This is a genomic window from Mycobacterium sp. ABE4_509, assembly GCF_056160785.1.
The window spans coordinates 1-15,078 of sequence record NZ_JBSWXU010000046.1 but is presented as its reverse complement, the minus strand read 5'-3'; the positions used below and the strand labels follow the sequence as shown (position 1 = coordinate 15,078).

General features: G+C 69.8%; 18 protein-coding genes and 1 riboswitch. Of the genes, 11 read left to right on the top strand and 7 right to left on the bottom strand.

Going from position 1 to position 15,078, the window contains the following annotated elements; all coding sequences use genetic code 11:
• Positions 1-36: 36 nt before the first annotated feature.
• Positions 37-1,074 (bottom strand): AurF N-oxygenase family protein, encoded by a 1,038-nt coding sequence (locus ACXAID_RS12440; RefSeq protein WP_475022522.1) that lies wholly within the window; start codon positions 1,072-1,074, stop codon positions 37-39.
• Between the two features lie 137 nt (positions 1,075-1,211).
• On the opposite strand from ACXAID_RS12440, the gene map reads away from it, so the two are divergent.
• The 3 genes from map (at position 1,212) to sepH (ending at position 4,034) form a co-directional block, all read left to right on the top strand.
• Positions 1,212-1,976: a type I methionyl aminopeptidase gene (gene map, locus ACXAID_RS12435; protein WP_475022521.1), complete on the top strand. Its 765-nt coding sequence runs from the start codon at positions 1,212-1,214 to the stop codon at positions 1,974-1,976.
• A gap of 22 nt (positions 1,977-1,998) precedes the next feature.
• Positions 1,999-3,123, top strand: a complete 1,125-nt coding sequence (serC, locus tag ACXAID_RS12430) for a phosphoserine transaminase (protein ID WP_475022520.1) — start codon at positions 1,999-2,001, stop codon at positions 3,121-3,123.
• Positions 3,124-3,212: 89 nt separating this feature from the next.
• Positions 3,213-4,034: a septation protein SepH gene (gene sepH, locus ACXAID_RS12425; RefSeq protein WP_475022519.1), complete on the top strand. Its 822-nt coding sequence runs from the start codon at positions 3,213-3,215 to the stop codon at positions 4,032-4,034.
• Here the strand turns inward: sepH and ACXAID_RS12420 are convergent.
• Entirely contained in the window at positions 4,002-4,283 is a 282-nt protein-coding gene (locus ACXAID_RS12420; RefSeq protein WP_475022518.1) for a DUF2537 domain-containing protein, read from the bottom strand. The two genes, sepH and ACXAID_RS12420, sit on opposite strands and share 33 nt — an antisense overlap.
• Positions 4,280-5,149 (bottom strand): TrmH family RNA methyltransferase, encoded by an 870-nt coding sequence (locus tag ACXAID_RS12415; protein WP_475022517.1) that lies wholly within the window; start codon positions 5,147-5,149, stop codon positions 4,280-4,282. The genes ACXAID_RS12420 and ACXAID_RS12415 overlap by 4 nt, the downstream gene beginning before the upstream one ends.
• A gap of 90 nt (positions 5,150-5,239) precedes the next feature.
• Here ACXAID_RS12415 and ACXAID_RS12410 point away from each other — a divergent pair, with 90 nt between their 5' ends.
• Positions 5,240-5,509: a DUF2530 domain-containing protein gene (locus ACXAID_RS12410; protein ID WP_475022516.1), complete on the top strand. Its 270-nt coding sequence runs from the start codon at positions 5,240-5,242 to the stop codon at positions 5,507-5,509.
• 10 nt (positions 5,510-5,519) lie between these two features.
• Positions 5,520-5,972: an SRPBCC family protein gene (locus ACXAID_RS12405; protein WP_475022515.1), complete on the top strand. Its 453-nt coding sequence runs from the start codon at positions 5,520-5,522 to the stop codon at positions 5,970-5,972.
• A 6-nt stretch (positions 5,973-5,978) separates the two neighbouring features.
• On the opposite strand, the gene ACXAID_RS12400 is transcribed toward ACXAID_RS12405, so the two are convergent.
• Both ACXAID_RS12400 and ACXAID_RS12395 read right to left on the bottom strand, forming a co-directional pair.
• Positions 5,979-7,628, bottom strand: a complete 1,650-nt coding sequence (locus tag ACXAID_RS12400; protein WP_475022514.1) for a PE-PPE domain-containing protein — start codon at positions 7,626-7,628, stop codon at positions 5,979-5,981.
• A gap of 17 nt (positions 7,629-7,645) precedes the next feature.
• Entirely contained in the window at positions 7,646-8,473 is an 828-nt protein-coding gene (locus ACXAID_RS12395; protein WP_475022513.1) for a DUF3027 domain-containing protein, read from the bottom strand.
• Positions 8,474-8,561: 88 nt separating this feature from the next.
• On the opposite strand from ACXAID_RS12395, the gene ACXAID_RS12390 reads away from it, so the two are divergent.
• Together ACXAID_RS12390 and ACXAID_RS12385 are read left to right on the top strand one after the other, a co-directional pair.
• Positions 8,562-10,271 (top strand): MFS transporter, encoded by a 1,710-nt coding sequence (locus ACXAID_RS12390; RefSeq protein WP_475022512.1) that lies wholly within the window; start codon positions 8,562-8,564, stop codon positions 10,269-10,271.
• Entirely contained in the window at positions 10,268-10,783 is a 516-nt protein-coding gene (locus tag ACXAID_RS12385) for a DUF2771 domain-containing protein (protein WP_475022511.1), read from the top strand. Before ACXAID_RS12390 ends, ACXAID_RS12385 begins: the two co-directional genes overlap by 4 nt.
• Here ACXAID_RS12385 and ACXAID_RS12380 read toward each other — a convergent pair.
• Positions 10,765-11,769 (bottom strand): glutathione S-transferase family protein, encoded by a 1,005-nt coding sequence (locus ACXAID_RS12380; protein WP_475022510.1) that lies wholly within the window; start codon positions 11,767-11,769, stop codon positions 10,765-10,767. The two genes, ACXAID_RS12385 and ACXAID_RS12380, sit on opposite strands and share 19 nt — an antisense overlap.
• A 98-nt stretch (positions 11,770-11,867) precedes the next feature.
• A complete protein-coding gene (locus ACXAID_RS12375; RefSeq protein WP_475022538.1) occupies positions 11,868-12,278 on the bottom strand; it encodes a cold-shock protein in 411 nt (136 codons plus the stop codon).
• A 145-nt stretch (positions 12,279-12,423) separates the two neighbouring features.
• Between ACXAID_RS12375 and ACXAID_RS12370 the strand changes: the two genes are divergently transcribed.
• From ACXAID_RS12370 to ACXAID_RS12355, 4 genes are all read left to right on the top strand, one after another.
• The gene (locus ACXAID_RS12370; RefSeq protein ID WP_475022509.1) at positions 12,424-12,828 is read left to right on the top strand and encodes a YccF domain-containing protein; all 405 of its coding nucleotides are present in this window, start codon (positions 12,424-12,426) and stop codon (positions 12,826-12,828) included.
• Positions 12,825-13,898 carry a GTP 3',8-cyclase MoaA gene (gene moaA, locus ACXAID_RS12365; protein ID WP_475022508.1) on the top strand — a complete coding sequence of 358 codons (1,074 nt, stop codon included), beginning with the start codon at positions 12,825-12,827 and terminating at the stop codon, positions 13,896-13,898. Before ACXAID_RS12370 ends, moaA begins: the two co-directional genes overlap by 4 nt.
• A gap of 2 nt (positions 13,899-13,900) precedes the next feature.
• Positions 13,901-14,167, top strand: coding sequence for a MoaD/ThiS family protein (locus ACXAID_RS12360; protein WP_475022507.1), 267 nt, complete (start codon positions 13,901-13,903; stop codon positions 14,165-14,167).
• Between the two features lie 281 nt (positions 14,168-14,448).
• Positions 14,449-14,625: riboswitch (cyclic di-AMP (ydaO/yuaA leader) on the top strand.
• Positions 14,626-14,634: 9 nt separating this feature from the next.
• The coding region (locus ACXAID_RS12355; protein WP_475022506.1) for a transglycosylase family protein at positions 14,635-15,078 on the top strand (444 nt) is incomplete at its 3' end.

Sequence of the window (15,078 nt, the reverse complement as noted above, 5' to 3'; positions counted from 1 at the left end):
TCTTGCAGCTGCCTTCCTGGGGCTCGACCCGGCCGGCTACGCGGCGCTGGCCACGTGCTCGCGGGCCGGTTCGCTGCGGTAGCGGCTGGGCTTGCCGTCGATCTTGCAGATCCGCCAGATCAGCTTCGCGATCGGATTCATCAGGCCGGTGTCCTGGCAGAGCATGCGCACGTCACCGAACATGTCGCGGAGGAACTGTCGGGACTCGGGGGTTCCGAAGAACACGTCCTTCTTCACCGAGCGCGGGATGTCGAACTCCTGCCAGAACGCCTTGGGCGGCACCACGATCGCCTGACAGAGCACCCGCATGATGACCGGCACGTTCAGCGACAGCCAGAAGCGCTTCCACCGCGACATGTGCGGCACCCGCTTGCGCAGGTACTCGTGGGCGAACGAGATGTGCCGGGCCTCCTCGGCCACATGGATGGCCATCACCCGTTCCATGATCGGGTGCAGCGTCCTGCCTTCGCGCAACACGTTCTTCTGGGTGTGGTCGATCGGCTCCTCGCCGGCGAGCACCCCGAAGAAGAACACGACCGGCAGCGGCCCCGCGGCCAGCGGGATGAACTGGGACAGCCACTTCAGCATCCGCGGCATGCCGGGCACGTCGGCGCCGATGCGGTTGACCATCTCCTGGAACATCAGGGTGTGGTTGCACTCCTCGACGGACTCGTGCAGGCAGTAGCGGTACTCCGGGGAGCCGTTGGGGACCCAGAAGGCGTAGTTCATCAGGCCGCGGATGAGGATCGACTCGAAGTGCAGCCCGACCTTGGCGACGTTGGCCTGACGCCACATGCCGATCTGGATCTGACGTTCCCTGGACTGGGCCTGATACCAGGGGTGCTTGCCGAGCGGATCGGTGCCGGGCAGGATCCAGCGGTCGTCATCGGGTGTCACGGCGAACTCCGGCGAATCCCAGTCGATGTCGGTGTAGGGGTTGAAGTTGCGCCGCACCGAGCCCTCGGACAGGGTCTTGAGCGTGTCGACGTATGCGCGGTCCTCGGCGCTGTCGCCGATTTCCATGTTCTTGCGCCAGCGCCGGATGACGCGCGTCCTTGCGGTCTTCACAGCCATTACACCCTCCCGTGGCGGTTTACATTTCACTGCTCGCTGTCCAATAACAGTACCCACGGTCCCAGGAATTAACCAGGGCCTTTTCGGCGTTGTGCGATAGCCGGGTTATCCACGTCACATGTGAGGCAGGTCACACGATGGTCGGAATCAAGACAGCAGCCGAGATCGACCGAATGGCGGCGGCAGGCGCCGTCGTCGCCGAAGCGTTGCGCGCCGTCGTCGACCACGCCGTCCCCGGCACCACGACCAAGGACCTCGACGCCGTCGCCGCCGACGTCCTGGCCAGCCACGGCGCCACGTCGCCGTTCCTCAACTACCACCCGCGCTGGGCCCCCACCCCGTTCCCGGCCGTGCTGTGCACGAGCGTCAACGATGCGGTGGTGCACGGCATCCCCACCGGCGAGACGCTCGCCGACGGCGATCTGGTGTCGGTCGACTTCGGCGCGGTCCTGAACGGCTGGTGCGGCGACGCCGCGCGCAGTTTCATCGTCGGCACCCCCGGCCCTGGTGACGCCGAACTGATCGCCGCCACCGAAAACGCGCTGACCGCCGGGATCGCCGCGATGCGCCCGGGCAGCCGCATGGGCGACATCGGCCATGCCGTCGCCTCCGCGGCCCGGGCTGCCGGGTTCGGAGTGCTCGCCGATCACGGCGGCCACGGGATCGGCCGCACGATGCACGAGGACCCGCACGTCCCCAACGAGGGCCGACCGGGCAAGGGCATGAAACTGCGCCCCGGCCTGGTACTGGCCATCGAACCCATGCTGATCGCCGACGGCACCGAGGACTACCTCCACGACCCCGACGGCTGGACGTTGCGCACCGCCACCGGGGCGCGCGCCGCGCACTGCGAGCACACCGTGGCGCTCACCGCCGACGGTGCCCGCATCCTGACGCAGTGACCGCCGGTTCTAGGCTTGAGCCATGGCCGACTCGTCAACTTCTATGACCCTGCCCGCCGAACTCAAGCCCACCGACGGCCGATTCGGGTGCGGGCCGTCGAAGGTCAGGCCCGCCCAGCTGCAGGCGCTGGCCGCCGCAGGCGACCTGTTCGGCACCTCGCACCGGCAGGCGCCGGTGAAGAACCTGGTGGGCCGCGTCCGTGACGGGCTGCGCCAGCTGTTCTCACTGCCCGACGGCTATGAGGTGATCCTCGGCAACGGGGGTTCGACGGCGTTCTGGGATGCTGCGGCGTTCGGGCTCATCGACACGCGCTCGCTGCACCTGACCTACGGCGAGTTCAGCTCGAAGTTCGCCTCCGCGGTGGCCAAGAACCCGTTCGTCGGCGACCCGATCGTCGTCAAGGCCGACCCGGGCAGCGCACCGACCCCCGTGTCCGACCCGTCGGCCGACCTCATCGCCTGGGCCCACAACGAGACCTCCACCGGGGTCGCGGTGCCGGTGCACCGTCCCCGGGACGCCGGCGACGCGCTGGTCGTCATCGACGCCACCTCGGCGGCCGGCGGGCTGCCCGTCGACATGACCGACACCGACGCCTACTACTTCGCACCGCAGAAGAACTTCGCCGGCGACGGCGGGCTGTGGATCGCGATCATGTCCCCGGCCGCACTGGCCAGGGTCGAGGCCGTCGCCGCCGCGGGACGCTGGGTTCCGGACTTCCTGTCGCTGCCCATCGCCGTGGAGAACAGCCTCAAGAACCAGACCTACAACACCCCGGCCATCGCGACACTGATCCTGCTGGCCGAACAGGTCGACTGGCTGCTCGACAACGGCGGGCTGGACTGGGCGACCAAACGCACCGCCGACTCGTCGGCCCGGCTGTACTCGTGGGCCGACGCGGCACCGTACGCCACCCCGTTCGTCACCGACCCGGGGCTGCGCTCCCAGGTGGTGGGAACCGTCGACTTCACCGATGACGTCGACGCCGCCGCCGTCGCCAAGATCCTGCGGACCAACGGAATCGTCGACACCGAGCCCTACCGCAAACTGGGCCGCAACCAGTTGCGGGTCGGCATGTTCCCCGCCGTCGAACCCGACGACGTGAGCGCGCTGACCCAGTGCATCGACTGGATTGTCCAGCGTTTGTAGCCGACCGCCGCGTGTCACCACGGTCACGGACCGATAACGCAGTAGGGTCACCAGGATATCGGGCCTGCGCCAGCCCGGAGGAGGTCGACATGCGGGAGCTCAAGGTCGTCGGACTCGACGTCGACGGCAAACGGATCATCTGCGAGGCCGACGACTCCGGCGAGACATTCGTGCTGCGCGCCGATGACCGGCTTAGGGCCGCTGCGCGCGGGGACAGGGCCGGCTCGAACCAAACCACGATCGATGTCGAGGTCCACAACGTGCTGCGCCCCAAGGAGATCCAAGCAAAAATCCGCGCCGGAGCATCAGTCGAGCAGCTCGCCTCGGACACCGGGGTGGACTACGAGCGGATCGAACGCTTCGCGCATCCGGTCCTGCTGGAACGCTCCCGCGCCGCCGAGCTGGCCACCGCCGCCCACCCGGTGCTCGCCGACGGCCCGTCGGTGCTGACACTGCTGGAGACCGTGACCACGGCCCTGGTCGCGCGTGGGCTGAACCCCGACGACGCCGGCTGGGACGCGTGGCGCAACGAAGACGGCCGCTGGACGGTGCAGTTGGCCTGGAGCGCGGGCAAGTCCGACCTGCAGGCGCACTTCCGCTACTCGCCGGGCTCCCACGGCGGCACCGTGACCGCGTTCGACGACACCGCCGCCGAACTGATCGACCCGGATTTCGCCCGTCCGCTGCGCCCGCTGGCCGCCGTGGCCCAACTCGCCCTGGAAGAACCGGCCCCGGCCGAAGCACCCCCCGCGAAGACCCCCGAGCAGCCCGAAACCAGCGAGGTCGACGAGGCACCCGAAACCGCCCCGGCGCCGAAGCCCGCCCGCGCCCGCAAGGGCAAGGCCCACCCGGCGGTGCCCGCCTGGGAGGACGTCCTGCTAGGTGTTCGCTCCAGCGGCGGCGAGCGCTAACAGCGCGATCCACCCGCCACCCACGCCGACCCCCGAACCCAGCACGAACCACCGCCACACCGGCACGGTGCGCCACCCCCACACCGTGGGGGCCAATCCGCCGACCGCCACCAGGTTCAGCCCGACCGCCAGCAACGGGTGCACCCGCGCCAGCCCGATGCTCAGCACGATGATCGCCGTGGCGATGACCGCGGCGACGAACACCGCGACAGTCAGGCCCGTCCCCCACGGCGTCGAGTCGTCGGTCATGTGTACCTCCTGTCGCGCTCGTAGAACGCCAGCGCCGCAGCGGTGGCGACGTTGAGCGAATCCGTCCCCCGCGACATCGGAATCCGCACCCGCACGTCGCTGGCCCGCATGGTGTGCTCCTGCAGCCCCGGCCCCTCCGCACCGACCAGCACCGCCACCCGCTGCCCGGTCAGCCCGGCCATCGCCTCGGCCAGCGTCGCGGCCGCCGGATCCGGGGTCATGGCCAGCAGCCGGAACCCGGCGTCGCGCAGCAGTTGCAGTTCGGCGGGCCAGTGCGTCGCCCGCGCGAACGGGACCAGCAGTGCGTGCCCCATCGACACCCGCACCGCCCGCCGGTAGAGCGGATCGGCACAGCCGCTGCCGAAGATCACCGCCTGCACGCCCAGCCCGGCGGCGTTGCGGAAGATCGAGCCGAGGTTCTCGTGGTCGTTGACCCCTTCGAGCACCGCGACCGTCGAGGCGCCGGCGAGCGCGTCGGGCACGGTCAGCTCCGGGGCGCGCGAAGCCGAGGCGAGCACACCGCGGTTGAGATGGAAGCCGACGACCTCGGCCATCACCTCGGCGCTCGCCCGGTAGTACGGCGCCGCGACGCCGTCGAGGTCGGCGCCCAGTTCAGCCAGCCGCCGATCCGTGCCCAGCAGCGCGCGGGGTACGAACCGCGAGGCCAGCATCCGCTGCACGACCAGAACCCCCTCGGCGATCACCAGCCCCTTGCCGCTGGGCAGATCGGGCCGGCGATCAACGCTGTTGAGATCCCGGAAATCGTCCAGACGCGGGTCGGCGGGGTCCTCCACGTCGATGACATCGATGACATCGGCGGGGCCCCCGACGACCGGGGCCGGACCGACAGGTCGCTGTCCGGTCATGCGGTGAGGTCGTGACCAGCGGATTTCACGTCGACGAGACTACCTGCCGCCGGGTTCGCGACCGCCGGGTCATGGGTTAGGTTTGGCGGCATGGGCACCGAGACGGCCGGCGAGGACACCGGCGAGCCCCAGCCTCCGCAGCTGCCCGCGGCGCTGCTCACCCCGTGGCCGGTGATCGTGGTGATCACCTGCGGTTGGCTGGTCGCGTTCGCGGCGGCATTCACGGTGGACGCGCTGCACAGCTGGCGGCCGGTCACGGTGGCCGGGCTGGGGGTAGGAGTGCTTGGCACATCGATCTTTCTGTGGCAACGTCACGCCGTGCGCCGCGGATCGCGGGGCGCCCAGCACGGCCTCACCTGAAGGAGGAGCGATGGCAGCGCCGGTCTTACAGGCACAGATCGACATCAACGCCCCGACGTCCAGGGTCTGGGAACTGCTATCCGACCTGGGCAACATGCCGAGGTGGAGTCCCCAGTGCCGGATGATGAAGCCGCTCGGCGGAATGCGCCAGGGTGCCCGCACCGTCAACTTCAACCGGCGCGGCATGCTGTTCTGGCCCACCACCAGCCGCATCACCGAACTGGTCCCGGAGAAGAAGCTGGCGTTCCGGGTCAGTGAGAACGGGACCGTCTGGAGCTACGAGCTGGAGCCCACCGAAGCCGGCACCCGGCTGGTGGAGACCCGGCACGCCGAGAACGGGGTCAAGCCGATCTCGAATGTGCTGGTGAACTCGTTCATGGGTGGGGTGCCGAACTTCGAGCAGGAGCTCATCGACGGCATGAACGCGTCGCTGGCCAAGATCAAGGCAGCGGCGGAGAGCTGACCGGCGCTACTCGATGCCGTCTTCGCCGGCAGGTGTGGGTGTCACCGCCGCCCCGGACTCAGGGTTCCCGGTGGTCCGCGCCGACCCCGGCCCCGGCCTGGCGGAATCCGTGTTACGCGGGACCGTCCTCGAGCGCGTGGGCTCGTTGTCGGCGTCCTCGGCGGTAGTGTCCGCGTCCTCGGCGGTAGTGTCCGCGTCGAGGTCGCCGTCACCAAGATCGGTGTCGTCGAGGTCGGTGTCCCCATACCTGTCGGTGCCGTCCAGGGCGGCGTCCTGGAATACCAGCGCATCCTCGGTGCCCACCGCATCGCCCGAGCCCACCGGGTCGTGCGAGCCCACCGCGTCGCCGGTGTCCACCGCCAGGTCGAGCTGATCGGTCCGCCTTGCCGGCGCCGGCCGGCCGGTTGCCGACGGTGCTGATTCACCGGTGTCGCCGGTTTCGCCCATGACCGGCTCCGATGCAAGCGCCTGGTCGTTCGGCGCGACGTCGTGCACCTCCACCGCCGGGGCCGCGCCGGTTCCGAACACGTTGAACGGATTGACCACGGCGTCGACCACGCCCGACACCAACGCCGCCGCAACGTCGCGGGGGACGCGCCGCCAGTCGATGTCGTCGAACTCGTCGCCGGGCAGTGCACGGAACGGCACGGTTTGGCCGGGCTCCATCAGCGTCCGGCTGTAGCCGCTGTCCTGGTCGACATCGGTATACCCCAGGTTCACCAGAATCGTCAGCGCCGGTTGCAGGGCCTGTACCAGTGGGTTCTGCAAATGCGTGCCGGTGGCTGCGTTGATGGCATCGAACGGCGCCTGCAACGGCATCAGCAACGGCAGGGTCTCGGTGTAGACGGTGTAGTACACGGTCTGATTCGCCCCGCCGGGCTCCGGCACCACCGCGACACCCACCGGCTCGGGGTACCTGACGTCGGTCCGGTCGCCCGTCTGGGGATCGACGGCATAGGCGTACACCGGCCCGGAGGCAGCCGGCAGGGCGACCGGCCAGGTCGTCGGTGCCGTGTGGGTCGAGCCGCCGACCGTCCAGGTCACTGTGCCGCCGTAGTCGCCCAGCAACAACGCACCCGCGGCGGCGTTGACGATCGCAAACACGTTGATCCAGGCCGGGAAGTCCGTGGTGGCGTCGTACTCACGGCCGACGTCGACGAAGCTGGTGGCCACCGGACCGGGCGGTATCACCGGATCCTCGGAGAAGGCCGCGAAGTTCGATCCCGGTGTCGCCAGCGCCGGCGCCAGCCGGGCCACCGCGCCGCCATTGGGCCGAGTGGGCGTGGCCAGCAGCACGGCCGCCACCACGGTCGTGTCCCCCGGCGCCGGCCCAGCGGCCTGCAGCCGACGCACGGCCTGCGCGGTCGCCAGTGCGCCGAACCGATAGGCGTCGACACCGATCACGCTGGTGCCGTCGACCGGAACCACCCGGCTGATCGCCCGGTAGACACTGCCCGGGGTCGCCGGCCTGACGGGCACCGGCTGCTGGCAGCCCAGACCGGCACACCAGTGGTAGGACGTCAGATCGGCGCTACGGGGGAGGTCGACGGTCAGAAAAGCCGGGCTGCTCGGCGCGCTACCCACAGCCTCGGCCTCGGGCGCCACACTCACCGCCAACGTCAGCAGTGCCGAAAGGAACAGACCCGCGCCACGCATGAGTGCCCTGCGGCCGTCTAGCCGCCGGCCGATGGGTCCACGACGTCGACCACTTCCACGACGCCGTCGTCATACGGGTCATGCGCCGGCGACCCGGTCCCGGGCGGCGCCGGGGTGTCCGAATGCGCGCCGCACCCGAACTCCGCGTCCACGACGTGACCGTCCGAGGCGAACTCGTTGGCGCACACCCCGAACAGCAGGCCGAGCTCGCCGCCGAGCGGCACGTAGAAACCGCAGTCGCGGCACGTCCGGCGGGTGGCGCGCGCCATCGAGGCGCCCGGACCGTGCTCCCCGTCGTGCCAGCGCTGCGCGGCGTCCCTGCGACCGAACCGACTCAGCACCTGACGCCGGCCCAGGCCGACCTCGGCGGCCACCTCGTCGATCATCGGATCTCCGGTGGCGAGGTAGCCGGGCACCAGACGTGGGTCCTCGGCAGGCGGGGCGAGCAGATCGCCGGGGCTCAGGTCACCCGGGCGGATCCGTTCCTCCCACGGCACCCATTTGGGGGCGAGCAGCGCCGTCGGCCCCGGCACCAGGACCACCTCGCTGATCGTGGCGTGCTCGGCCCCCGGGCAGGCCGCGACGACGACCGCCCACTGCCAACCCCGGTAGCCAGGCAGTTCGGCGAGAAAGCGGTGAGTCGCAGCGGTCGGGTCTTCGAAGCCGGCACCGAGATACTCGCCGACGGTGTCCTCGCCGCTGTGCTCCACGATCGCCGCGCGCGCCTCGTCGACGGCACCCATCAGTACCGCCTCGAGTGCGGGCGAGACATCAGAAGGGCCCGGCTCAGAGGTCTGCACGGTCTGCGCCAGGTCCTGGTCAGAGGGTTCGGTCACGCTGTCCATCGCCTTCAATACTGCCCGAAGGGCACAACGTGAAGCCACACCGGCCACCTACCCGGCCGCTGTCGTTCCGATAGGGGAGAATCGACACGTGACCGGAGCGCGGCGTGATCACCGGGACCAGGAGGGTCGGCAGGGTGGGCGCTACTACCCACCGCGCCCTCCTGAGGACCAGCATCCGGGGATGGCCAACTACCCCAGCGACCCCGGCCAGAACCCCGGTCTGCGCCGGCCCCGCCGCACCGGGCCCGACCATCACAGCGACAACCGGTGGCTGCCGCCGCTGGACGATCACGCACGGCGCTGGCGGTCCGATCCCGACGACGGGTTCGATCCGGTCACCGGCAGGTCGAGTTCGGATTCCGGCGAGAAGATCACGGTGACGCGCGCGGCTGCCTATCGCAGCCGCGAGATGGGCTCGAAGATGTACGGCCTGGTGCACCGGGCCGCCACGGCCGACGGCGCCGACAAGTCCGGCCTGACGGCACTGACCTGGCCGGTGGTCGCCAACTTCGCGGTGGACGCCGCCATGGCGGTCGCGCTGGCCAACACCCTGTTCTTCGCCGCGGCCACGGGTGAGAGCAAGAGCCGGGTTGCGCTGTACCTGCTCATCACCATCGCGCCCTTCGCCGTCATCGCCCCGCTCATCGGGCCGGCGCTGGATCGGCTCCAGCACGGCCGGCGCGTCGCGTTGGCGGCCTCGTTCGTGCTGCGCACCGGGCTGGCCGTGGTGCTCATCGCCAACTACGACGGGGTGACCGGAAGCTTCCCGTCATGGGTGCTCTACCCCTGCGCGCTGGGCATGATGGTGCTGTCCAAATCGTTTTCGGTGCTGCGCGGGGCGGTGGCACCGCGAGTACTGCCGCCGACGATCGACCTGGTACGGGTCAATTCCCGGTTGACCACGTTCGGCCTGCTGGGCGGCACCATAGTCGGCGGCGCCATCGCCGCGGCCGCCGAATGGGGGTTCACCCTGTTCCAGATGCCCGGCGCGCTCTACGTCGTGGTGGCGGTGACGATGGCCGGTGCCGTGTTCTCGATGCGCATCCCGAAGTGGGTGGAAGTCACCGAAGGGGAGGTCCCGGCGACCCTGAGCTACCACGGCGGCAGCGGCAGGCTCGGCCCCGAGCCCGAGCCCCGCCGCGGCGCGCGGGCCCGGCAACCGCTCGGCCGCAACATCATCACCGCGCTGTGGGGCAACTGCACCGTCAAGGTCATGGTCGGGTTCCTGTTCCTGTATCCGGCGTTCGTCGCCAAGGCGCACGACGCCAGCGGCTGGGAGCAGCTACGCATCCTCGGGCTGATCGGCGCCGCGGCGGCCATCGGCAACTTCGGCGGCAACTTCACCGCTGCCCGGATGAAGTTGGGCCATCCCGCTCAGACGGTGGTGCGCTGCGCGATCGCGGTGACGGGCGCCGCGCTGGCGACCGCGGTCACCGGCAGTCTGCTGGTCGCCGCGGTGGCCACGCTCATCACCTCGGCCGCCAGCGCGATCGCCAAGGCGTCCCTGGACGCGTCCCTGCAGGACGACCTGCCCGAGGAATCGCGCGCGTCGGCGTTCGGCCGCTCCGAGTCGCTGCTGCAGCTGGCCTGGGTGGCCGGCGGTGCCACCGGGGTGCTCATCTACACCGATCTGTGGGCCGGGTTCACCACGATCACGGCGGTGCTGATCCTGGGCCTGGCCCAGACGGTGCTCAGCTATCGCGGCGAATCCCTGGTGCCGGGTCTGGGCGGCAACCGGCCGGTGCTGGCCAGGCAGGAGGGTGTCCGGGCCGGGGCGACCGCGGTGACCGGCGAATGAAACGCGGTGTCGCCGTCCTCGCCACCGTGGCCCTGGTCGCGACGATCGGAACGACCGCGCTGGTGTGGCGGCTGTCGAGCGGTCACGGGCCGGAGCTGCCCGAGATCTCGGCCTATTCGCCCGGACACCTGGCCCGGGTCGGCCCGTACCGCTTCTGCAAGGTGCTCAACCCCACTGACTGCATCGTCCCCGGCGAGCAGGGCGAGTTGCCGGTCACCGGCGGCGCTCCCGTCCAGCTGTCGGTGCCCTCCGAGATCGGGCGGGCACCGTGGGTGCTGCTGCGCGCCTTCGAGGACGGCGACCGCGTCGACGAGTTCCGGCCCGGCTCACGGCTCGCGGTGACCATCCCGACGGTCGACCCCCGCCTCGGTCGGCTCACCGGGCTGGCGGTGCAGCTGCCGACCCTGGTCCGCGACGAGCAGGGCAATGAGTTCCCGGTTCCGCACGCCGAATGGTCGGTGCGCACGGCGTGGGAGCAGCCCGCGGCGGCCGATCAGCCGGCAGCGGAGTGAGACTCGGGCACCCGCTCACCCTCGCGGACCGGCCCCGGCGGCGTGCCCTCGCCGAATGGTCTGCCGCCCAGGGCTTCCCGGCCGTGCGGCGTGAGCCAGTTCGACAGGTCGGGCCCCTTGGGCACCACCCCGGTGGGATTGATGTCGCTGTGCACGATGTAGTAGTGCTGCTTGATCTGCACGAAGTCGGTGGTGTCGCCGAAACCGGGGGTTTGGAACAGATCGCGGGCGTAGGCCCACAGCGCCGGGAACTCCGCGAGCTTGTTGCGGTTGGCCTTGAAGTGTCCGTGATACACCGGATCGAACCGGGCCAGGGTGGTGATCAGCCGCACGTCGGCCTCGGTGATGGTGTCACCGACCAGATAGCGGCGGTCGGTCAACCGCTCCTCGAGCCAGTCCAGGGCGGTGAACAGGCGGTCGTAGGCCCGCTCGTAGGCGCGCTGTGAGCCGGCGAAACCGCAGCGGTACACGCCGTTGTTGACCTCGGTGTAGACCCGCTGGGCGACCTCGTCGATCTCGTCGCGCAGCGCCTGCGGGTAGAGCGCGGGCGCTCCTTCGCGGTGGTGGGCGGACCACTCGGTCGACAGGTCGAGGGTGATCTGGGCGAAGTCGTTGGTGACCACCTCGCCCGTCGGGATGTCCACGATCGCCGGGACGGTCACACCTTTCGGGTAGTCGGGGATGCGCGCGTTGTAGGCGTCCCGCAGGTAGTGGATCCCGAGCACCGGGTCGACCTCGCCGGGGTCGAGGTCGAAGGTCCAGCTGCGTTCGTCGTGCGTGGGGCCGCAGAAACCAATGGACAGAACGTCTTCCAAGCCCAGCAGCCTGCGCACGATGATGGTGCGGTTCGCCCACGGGCAGGCCCTGGCCACCACCAGCCGGTAGCGGCCCGGCTCGACCGGGTAGCCGTCGGCACCGTCGGCGGTGATCCGGGTGGTGATGTAGGCGGTGTCCCGGTTGAATTCGCCGCTGGCCACGTAGCTCATGACTTCAGTCATACCCGCCGAGACCGAAGTTCTGTGCGTGCTGCCGCTCGCAGGCTGCCGCCGAAAGCGCGACAACGACTTCAGTTTCGCGGGTGCTCCTAGGCGTCGAGCTCCCGCGCGACGGCCTTGACGACCTCGGACACCCGGCGGGCCACCTTGCGGTCCGGGTAACGGCCCTTGCGCAGCTCCGGCTGAACCGCACCCTCGAGCAGCGTGATCATGTCCTCGACCATGCCGTGCAGCTCGTCCGGGGTGTGCTTGTGCTCGGCCGCCGCAGACTCGCGGCGGTTGCGTGACACGCTCGGCGGCGGATCGAGCAGCTTGAGGCTCAGCGCCTGCGGGCCACGCCGTCCGGCGGCGACCCCGAACTCAACCCGCTGCCCCGCTTTGAGCCCTTCGACCCCGGCGGGCAACGCCGAGGAACGCACGTAGACGTCCTCGCCGTCCTCTTGCGAGAGGAACCCGAAGCCCTTCTCCGCGTCGTACCACTTCACCCGGCCGGTAGGCACTGGTCTCACCTGCTCTGTCTGTCTGAAGCCATAAAGTAAGCGTCCCGCCTGCGCCGGGACGCGTCCGGCCAAAATCCTACTCGGACGCCGCCACGGCCAGCATCCCCTGGTGTCGGTAGGCTGACATCACCGCTGGAGGAAGACGATGCGACTGATACTCAATGTCATCTGGTTGATCTTCGGCGGCCTGTGGCTGGCCCTGGGCTACCTGCTGGCTGCGCTGATCTGCTTCGTGCTGATCATCACCATTCCGTTCGGGTTCGCGTCGCTGCGGATCGCGCTGTATGCGCTGTGGCCTTTCGGTCGCACGGTCGTCGACAAGCCGGGCCCCCGCAACGGGGCGCTGGTGGGCAATGTCATCTGGATCATCGTGGCCGGCGTGTGGCTGGCCATCGGCCACATCACCACCGCCATCGCGATGGCCATCACCATCATCGGCATCCCGCTGGCGCTGGCCAACCTGAAGATGATCCCGATCTCGCTGTGGCCCTTGGGCAAGGAGATCGTGGACATCGACTCGCTGGACTCCCCCGCCGGAGCCGCCCCGTGACGGTCGTCGCTCTCGGCGTGCCGACCGTGCACCGACAGGGGTCCGGCCCCGCCCAGCCCTGCCCCACCGAAGGCCCGCTGATCGACACGTTCGGGCGGGTCGCGACGGATCTGCGGGTGTCGTTGACCGACCTGTGCAACCTGCGCTGTACGTATTGCATGCCCGCGGAGGGGCTGGACTGGATGTCCGGTGAGCAGAAACTGCGGCCCGAGGAGCTGACCCGCCTGCTGCGCATCGCGGTGACACGGCTGGGTATCACCAGCGTGCGGTTCACCGGCGGCGAACCGTTGGTGGTGCCGCACCTCGAGGACGTGGTGGCCGCGACCGCGCAATTGCGTCCGCGCCCAGAGATCACGTTGACGACCAACGGGGTCGGACTGGCCGGACGCGCGGCTGCGCTGGTCGAGGCGGGGCTGAACCGCATCAACGTCTCGCTGGACACCGTGGACGCGGCCCGCTTCGCCGCCGTCACCCGCCGCGACCGGCTCGACGATGTGCTGGCCGGGCTGCGCGCAGCCAAGGCGGCCGGGCTGGACCCGGTGAAGGTCAACGCGGTGCTCGATCCGGTCACCGGCCTCGACGATGCGGTGTCGCTGCTGGAGTTCTGCCTCGACGAGGGCTATCAGCTACGCATCATCGAGCAGATGCCACTCGATGCCGGCCACTCCTGGCAACGGGACCGCGCGCTGTCGGCCGACGAGGTGCTGGCCACCCTGCGCCGGCATTTCACGCTGACCCCGGATCCGGTTCCGCGCGGATCGGCGCCGGCCCAGTTGTGGCGGGTGCACCGGGCCGGCCGGGTGGCCGGCCGGGTCGGCGTGATCGCCTCGGTGTCCGACGCGTTCTGCGCGTCCTGTGACCGCAGCAGGCTCACCGCCGACGGCCAGGTGCGTAACTGCCTGTTCGCCCGCGAGGAGACCGATCTGCGTTCCCTGCTTCGTTCCGGGGCCGACGACGACGCCGTGGAGGCGGCCTGGCGGGCCGCCATGTGGGCCAAGGCCGCGGGCCACGGCATCAACGACCCGGATTTCGTCCAGCCCGACCGCCCGATGAGTGCGATCGGCGGCTAGCGGTGCGCGCCGAGACCACGGTGTGCGTCACCGTCCGCTACTTCGCCGCGGCCCGCGCCGCCGCGGGTGTCGAGGACGAGGTTGTCGAGCTGGCCCGGGGTGCCACGATCGCCGACCTGATCGAGCTGCTGGCCGGGCGCGGCCCGCAGCTGTCGAAAGTGCTGGCCCGCTGCTCCTTCCTGTGTGACGGAGTTGCAGTGCGCGACAAGCTGGTTGTGCTCCACGACACCGGGATCGTCGATGTTCTTCCGCCGTTTGCCGGCGGTTAGAAAGCGCTCCCGAGGCACACCTATTCCGTGATTTACATCACATAACGGAATGATCACGGGATGGCTACGGCCCGATTGAGGCGTGCCTTACCTGCAGGAACAACGCGACTTCCTGGGTATTTAGAGTTTTATTAGTATTTGCCCCGGTCAGAAACGCCGCGAGCGTAAGAAGGTGACGTGTTTCGGGCGACCGGTTACCGTTTTGAACCAGGCGATCAACCCCCACCTGCGATCCGCCTGCCGTGTGCCCAACTGCGCTGAACTCCATCCGTTGGCACGCGGGGACGACGAGACCTAACCCGGATGGAGACGGGGGACCCATCGGTCCACCCGAATACACAGGACCAGGAGCCAAGAGCTCCTTGGGGTGAAGCCGTCGCCGTTTCGGCGACGACGGCCGGGCTACCTCTCCAGCCCGAACCCGACAGCTGACCTCGTAGGCGCCCACGAGAGGACGACGCACACTTATGAGTGGACGGCATCGCAAGCCCGCATCTTCAGCTGTCAACGTTGCGAAGGTGGCCTTCACCGGCGCCGTGATCGGCGGCGGCGGTCTCGGCCTCGCCGGCCACGCGAGCGCAGCCACGGACGGCGAATGGGATCAGGTTGCCCGCTGCGAGTCGGGCGGAAACTGGGCCATCAACACCGGCAACGGCTATCACGGCGGCCTGCAGTTCTCCCCCAGCACCTGGTCGGGCCACGGTGGCGGCGAGTTCGCCCCGACGGCGTACATGGCCACCAAGGAAGAGCAGATCGCCGTCGCCGAGCGCGTGTTGGCCTCACAGGGCAAGGGCGCCTGGCCGTCGTGCGGCGGGCCGCTCTCCGCAGCGACGCCGCGCAACATCGTGACCGAGGAGCCGCAGCCCCTCGCCGCTCCCAACGGTGAGCTGCCGCCGCCCCCGCCGCTCGAC